Source organism: Streptomyces sp. XM83C, from assembly GCF_023072675.1.
In the GTDB taxonomy this organism is placed as follows: Bacteria; Actinomycetota; Actinomycetes; order Streptomycetales; family Streptomycetaceae; genus Streptomyces; species Streptomyces thermocoprophilus.
In genome coordinates this window covers 1-6,189 of the sequence record NZ_JALLGL010000344.1, presented here as the reverse complement: position 1 = coordinate 6,189, position 6,189 = coordinate 1, and the positions used below count along the sequence as shown (strand labels likewise).

7 protein-coding genes are annotated in these 6,189 nt (G+C 73.0%); 3 read left to right on the top strand and 4 right to left on the bottom strand.

Annotated elements, in window-relative coordinates:
- The coding region (locus MTQ10_RS26650; RefSeq protein WP_247472717.1) for a class I adenylate-forming enzyme family protein at positions 1-1,087 on the top strand (1,087 nt) is incomplete at its 5' end.
- A gap of 28 nt (positions 1,088-1,115) precedes the next feature.
- Positions 1,116-1,709, top strand: coding sequence for a TetR/AcrR family transcriptional regulator (locus MTQ10_RS26645; RefSeq protein ID WP_247472715.1), 594 nt, complete (start codon positions 1,116-1,118; stop codon positions 1,707-1,709).
- A gap of 56 nt (positions 1,710-1,765) precedes the next feature.
- Here the strand turns inward: MTQ10_RS26645 and MTQ10_RS26640 are convergent, their stop codons facing one another.
- From MTQ10_RS26640 to MTQ10_RS26630, 3 genes are all read right to left on the bottom strand, one after another.
- The gene (locus MTQ10_RS26640) at positions 1,766-2,983 is read right to left on the bottom strand and encodes an acyl-CoA dehydrogenase family protein (protein ID WP_247472714.1); all 1,218 of its coding nucleotides are present in this window, start codon (positions 2,981-2,983) and stop codon (positions 1,766-1,768) included.
- A gap of 3 nt (positions 2,984-2,986) precedes the next feature.
- Positions 2,987-4,012: a phosphotransferase family protein gene (locus tag MTQ10_RS26635; RefSeq protein ID WP_247472713.1), complete on the bottom strand. Its 1,026-nt coding sequence runs from the start codon at positions 4,010-4,012 to the stop codon at positions 2,987-2,989.
- Positions 4,013-4,202: 190 nt separating this feature from the next.
- Positions 4,203-4,499 carry a hypothetical protein gene (locus MTQ10_RS26630; protein WP_247472710.1) on the bottom strand — a complete coding sequence of 99 codons (297 nt, stop codon included), beginning with the start codon at positions 4,497-4,499 and terminating at the stop codon, positions 4,203-4,205.
- Between the two features lie 113 nt (positions 4,500-4,612).
- On the opposite strand from MTQ10_RS26630, the gene MTQ10_RS26625 reads away from it, so the two are divergent.
- Positions 4,613-5,545, top strand: coding sequence for an NADP-dependent oxidoreductase (locus MTQ10_RS26625; RefSeq protein WP_247472709.1), 933 nt, complete (start codon positions 4,613-4,615; stop codon positions 5,543-5,545).
- Positions 5,546-5,643: 98 nt separating this feature from the next.
- On the opposite strand, the gene MTQ10_RS26620 is transcribed toward MTQ10_RS26625, so the two are convergent.
- Complete coding sequence (locus tag MTQ10_RS26620; RefSeq protein ID WP_247472708.1) at positions 5,644-5,946, bottom strand: DUF202 domain-containing protein; 303 nt, start codon at positions 5,944-5,946, stop codon at positions 5,644-5,646.
- Between the last annotated feature and the right edge of the window lie 243 nt (positions 5,947-6,189).

The window sequence follows — 6,189 nt, the reverse complement described above, 5'->3', positions numbered from 1 at the left end:
GCCCGACCGCGCCCCCGACCCCGGCGACATCGCGCTGATCAGCTACACCTCGGGCACCAGCGGCACCCCCAAGGGCGCCACCAACACCCACGCCAACATCATGTACAACGCCGAGCGGCAGCGCACCGGGCTCGCCCTGCCCGACCCGCCGGTCTGCTTCGCGCTGGCCCCGCTGTTCCACATCACCGGCATGGTCTGCCAGTTCGGCGCCTGCCTGAACAGCGCGGGCACCCTCGTCCTCGCACACCGCTTCGAGGCGGGCGTCGTCCTCGACGCGTTCGCCGAGCACCGCCCCCACTACACCGTCGGCCCCTCCACCGCGTTCATGGCGCTCGCCGCCCACCCCTCCTGCACCCGGGAGCACTTCGCGTCGTTCGTGACGATCTCCTCCGGCGGCGCCCCGCTGCCGCCCGCCCTCGTGGAGCGGTTCCGGGCCGGCTTCGGCCCGTACATCCGCAACGGATACGGCCTCACCGAGTGCACCGCCCCCTGCGCCTCCGTACCGCCCCACCTGGAGGCACCCGTCGACCCGGACTCCGGGACCCTCGCCGTCGGCCTGCCCGGCCCCGACACGGTCGTACGGATCGTCGACGACGAGGGCCGAGAGGTGCCCTTCGGCGAGCACGGCGAGATCGTGGTCAGCGGACCGCAGGTCGTGCCCGGCTACTGGCGCCGCCCCGACGCCACCGCCGCCACCTTCCCCGGCGGCGAGCTGCGCACCGGCGACATCGGCTTCATGGACGAACAGGGCTGGCTGTACGTCGTCGACCGCAAGAAGGACATGATCAACGCATCCGGTTTCAAGGTGTGGCCGCGCGAGGTCGAGGACGTCCTCCACACCCACCCGGCGGTGCGCGAGGCAGCCGTCGTCGGCGTCCCCGACGGCTACCGCGGCGAGACCGTCAAGGCCTACATCAGCCTGCGGCCGGGCACCGAGGCGGACCCCGCCCAGCTCGCCGCGTGGTGCAAGGAGAGACTGGCCGCCTACAAATATCCGCGGCAGGTCGAGATCCTGCCCGAGTTGCCCAAGACGGCAAGTGGGAAGATCCTCCGTCGGGAACTGCGTTCCCGCACGCGAGACAACTAGCAACAGCTCGGAAAGGCAGGTGGCGGCAGTGCCCAGGACGACGGACGGAGACGGTACCCCCGTGCCGCAGCGGCTCCTGGCCGCCGCCACCCGGCTCTTCGCGGAGCAGGGCTACGACCGCACCTCCGTGCAGGAGATCGTGGAGGCGGCCGGCGTCACCAAGGGGGCGCTGTACCACTACTTCGGCTCCAAGGACGACCTCCTGCACGAGGTGTACGCGCGCGTGCTGCGCGTCCAGCAGGAGCGCCTCGACCACTTCGCGAGCCTCGACGCGCCCGTCGAGCGGCGGCTGCGCGAGGCCGCGGCGGACGTCGTGGTCACCACCATCGAGAACCTCGACGACGCGTCGATCTTCTTCCGGTCCATGCACCACCTCAGCCCGGAGAAGAACAAGCAGGTCCGCGCCGAGCGCCGCCGCTACCACGAGCGGTTCCGCGCGCTGATCGAGGAGGGCCAGCAGGCCGGCGTCTTCTCCACGTCCACCCCCGCCGACCTCGTCGTCGACTACCACTTCGGCTCGGTCCACCACCTGTCCACGTGGTACCGCCCCGACGGCCCCCTCACCCCGCAGCAGGTCGCCGACCACCTCGCCGACCTGCTGCTGCGCGCCCTGCGCCCCTGACCAGGTGCAGCGCGGCGGCGGCCCCCGCCCGGGCGCGGGCCGCCGCCGGCGCACGGCTACGGCACGTACTTCTTCAGCTCCCGCCGGGCCAGGGAACGCTGGTGCACCTCGTCCGGGCCGTCCGCCAGCATCAGCGTGCGGGCGCCCGCGTACAGCTCGGCCAGCGGAAAGTCCTGGCTGACGCCGCCCGCGCCGTGCAGCTGGATCGCCCGGTCCAGGATGCCGACCACCGCGCGCGGAGTGGCGATCTTGATGGCCTGGATCTCGGTGTGGGCGCCCCGGTTGCCGACGGTGTCCATCAGCCAGGCCGTCTTCAGCACCAGCAGCCGCAACTGCTCCACCGTCACCCGGGCGTCGGCGATCCAGTTCTGGATCACGCCCTGCCGGGCCAGCGGCTTGCCGAACGCCTCCCGGGACACGGCCCGCCGGCACATCAGCTCGATCGCCCGCTCGGCCATGCCGATCAGCCGCATGCAGTGGTGGATACGGCCGGGACCCAGCCGGGCCTGGGCGATGGCGAAGCCGCCGCCCTCCTCGCCGATCAGGTTCGACACCGGTACGCGCGCGTGGTCGAAGACGACCTCGGCGTGCCCGCCGTGGTAGTGGTCCTCGTACCCGAAGACCCGCATCGCCCGCTTCACCGTCACACCGGGAGTGTCGCGCGGGACCAGCACCATCGACTGCTGGCGGCGGATGTCCGGCCCGTCCGGCGCCGTCTTGCCCATCACGATGAAGATCTTGCAGTCCGGGTGCATCGCACCGGAGATGTACCACTTGCGGCCGGTGACGACGTACTCGTCGCCGTCCCGCTCGATGTGCGTGGTGATGTTGGTGGCGTCCGAGGAGGCCACGTCCGGCTCGGTCATCGCGAACGCCGAGCGGATCTCCCCGGCCAGCAGCGGCTCCAGCCACTGCTTCCTCTGCGTCTCGTCGCCGAACTGCGCCAGCACCTCCATGTTGCCGGTGTCGGGCGCCGCGCAGTTCGTCACCGTCGGCGCGAGCTGCGGCGAACGGCCCATGATCTCGGCGAGCGGCGCGTACTGGAGGTTCGTCAGGCCGGCGCCGTACTCGGCGTCCGGGAGGAACAGGTTCCACAGGCCCTGCCGGCGGGCCTCGGCCTTCAGCTCCTCCACCACCGGCGGGTTCTCCCACGGGGAGGCCAGCGCCGCGCGCTGCTCGTGGGCGACGGCCTCGGCCGGGTACACGTACTCGTCCATGAAGGCCAGCAGCCGGGCGCGGAGTTCCTCGGTGCGGGCGTCGAACGCGAAGTCCATGGGCTACTGACCTTCCTGGAGGGTCGTCAGACCGTGCCGGATGAAGACGGGGACCAGCTCGCCGATGCGGTCGAAGCCGCGCCCGACGGTCCGGCCCAGCGTGTAGCGGTAGTGGATGCCCTCGAGGATCACGGCGAGCTTGAACCAGGCGAACGCCGTGTACCAGGAGACGGCCGCCACGTCCCGCCCGGAGCGCTCGGCGTACCGCGCGACCAGCTCGGCCGGATCGGGGTGGCCGGGGGCCTCGGCGGTCGTGGCGACCGGCGAGTCGGGTGCGCCCAGCGGCGTGCTGTACATGACCAGCAGACCGAGGTCGGTCAGCGGGTCGCCCAGCGTGGACATCTCCCAGTCGAGGATCGCCCGGATCGTGTCGTCGGGGCCGATGAGGACGTTGTCGAGCCGGTAGTCGCCGTGCACCACCGTCGGGGCGGGGGAGTCGGGCAGCGAGCGGCCGAGCGCGGCGTGCAGCTCGTCGATCCCCGGCAGGTCGCGGTTGCGGGAAGCGTCCAGCTGCTTGCCCCAGCGGCGCAGCTGCCGGTCCAGGAAGCCCTCGGGGCGGCCGAAGTCCGCGAGGCCCACCTCGCCGGGGTCCACGGCGTGCAGCTCCACCAGCGTGTCCACGAGGGACAGCACCGCGTCCCGGGTGCGCTCGGGGCCGATCGGGACGAGCTGGTCGGCGGTGCGGTACGGGGTGCCCTCGACGAAGTCCATCACGTAGAACGGCGCGCCCAGCACCTCCTCGTCCTCGCACAGCAGCAGCGGGGTCGGCACGGGCACGCTCGTCGGGTGCAGGGCGCTGATCACGCGGTGCTCGCGCTTCATGTCGTGCGCGGTCGCGAGGACGTGGCCGAGCGGGGGCCGCCGGACGACCCACCGGGAGGTGCCGTCGGTGACCGCGTAGGTGAGGTTCGACCGTCCGCCCTCGATCAGACGGGCTGTCAGAGCGCCCTGCACCAGGCCTGGCCGCTCACGGTCGAGCAGAGGGCGCAGCCGGTCGAGATCGAGTCCGGGCGGGTGGTCGGGGCTCATACGGCGCTCCTCGGAAAGGGTGACGACGATCGACCCGACTCATCATGCCGACCAGTCGGTATGTCGTCCAGTGCGGAGCGCAAAGGTGATCGGGGCCACGATAGGCCGACGGCTCCCCGGACAGTAGACCGAGGAGCCGCAGGAGACCGGCAGGGAGCCGACGGTGGCCGGAATCCGACGCTCCGTCCGCTCAGTGGTCGTCCCAGTGCCCCTCGTGCGCTGCGTGCCGGTGGCCGTCGTGCAGATAGTCGACGTGATCGCCGTGGAGCACGCTCTCGTGGCCGCAGTCCTGCCCGTGCCGGTGCTCGTGGCCGTCGTGCCGCAGATGCTCCTCACGCTCGCACTCGTCCCAGTGGCCGGCGTGCTCGCGGTGCAGATGGCCGTCGTGCGCGTAGTCGACATGGCCGTCGTGCGGGACCTCGATGTGCCCGCAGCCCGGTCCGTGGGTGTGCGGGTGGGAGGCGTGCTGGTGGTGCGGGGTCGTCATGGTGCTCACCTTCGTGCCGCCGGGGGGATGCCGACGGACAGGCTGCCACGCGAACGCCGCATATCGGGGCATCCCGGTTGCGTGGCGCGGGCGGGCCCCGGAGGGTCGGAGCCATGAAGGCGATCACCTATGACCGTTACGGCGGCCCCGAGGTCCTGGAGTACGGCGAGCTGCCCGACCCCAAGGTCGGACCCGACAGCGTCCTGGTCGAGGTGCGCGCGGCGGCCGTCAACCCCGTCGACTGGAAGTGCCGCGAGGGCTACCTCGACGGCATGTTCCAGGCGGTCTTCCCCGTGATCCCCGGCTGGGACGTCTCGGGGGTCGTCGTACGGCCGGGCGTGGCCGTCACCGAGTTCGCGCCCGGCGACGAGGTGATCGGATACGTCCGCGAGGACTTCCTCTGCCGCGGCACCTTCGCCGAGCTCGTCGCGGCCCCGGTGCGCACCCTCGCCCGCAAGCCGCGCAACCTCGGCTGGGCGGAGGCGGCGGGACTGCCGCTGGCCGGGCTCACCGCGTACCAGGTGCTCACCAAGGCGCTCGGCGTCGGCCGCGGCGACACCGTCCTGGTGCACGCCGCCGCCGGCGGTGTCGGCTCCCTCGCCGTGCAGCTCGCCCGGCACTTCGGCGCCCGCGTCATCGGCACGGCGAGCGAGGCCAACCACGACTTCGTACGGCAGCTCGGCGCGGAGCCCGTCGCGTACGGCGAGGGGCTCGTCGACCGGGTGCGGGGACTGGCGCCGGAAGGCGTGGACGCGGCGTTCGACACGGTCGGCGGCGACGCCCTGAAGGCCTCGGTGGCGCTGCTGTCCTCCGGGGGCCGGCTGTCCTCCGTCGCCGACCCGGACGTCCTCGCCTACGGCGGCCACTACTCCTGGGTACGGCCCGACGCCGAGGACCTGCGGCAGCTGTCGGAGCTGTGCGAGCAGGGCGCGGTGAGCGTGCACGTCTCGGACACCTTCCCCCTGGAACGCGCGGCGGACGCCCACCGGCTCAGCCAGACGGGGCGGACGCGGGGGAAGGTCGTGGTGACCGTGTCTGCGGGATAGGTGCGAGGCCCCGGCGCGTCCCGCTGCCGGCGGGAGGACCGGCACCGCCGGGCCACGGGCGCGGCCCGCCCAGGCGCCCCGCCCGGTCACACCACCGGTCACGTCACCAGCACCGTCGCGCACACCGCCAGCGCCACCGTGCACAGCGCCGCGGTGGTCGCATGCCGCGGGGCCAGCGCCGACGGCCGGACCGCGGAGGCGAGGGCGCGGATGCGGTGGTGGGCGACCAGCAGGAAGCCCAGCCACAGCAGCAGACAGACCGCACACCCGGCCACCCTGGCCGGCCCGGATCCGCCGGCCAGTGCGCTCTTCGCGCCGAGCACCGCGGCCACCGTGCACGCCAGTGTCGTACGCCGCCACGCGAGCCGTGTCCGCTCCGGCTGTAGCCCGGGATCACGCACCCGGGCCCCGCCGCCGTCGGCACCGGAGCGCGCCCGGTCTTCGCGACCCGGGCCGACACCGGAGCCGGCTTCGTTCCGTCCGTCGTCCTCGGAGCCGGACCGGGCTTCGTTCCGTCCGTCGTTCTCGGTATCCGACCCGGCCCCGTCCTGTCCGCCGTCCCCGAGCCCGGCGGCCCCGGGCCCGTCCCCGAGCCCGGCCCGGGGCCGCCGGGCTCGGGGACGGCGGACAGGACGGGGCCGGGT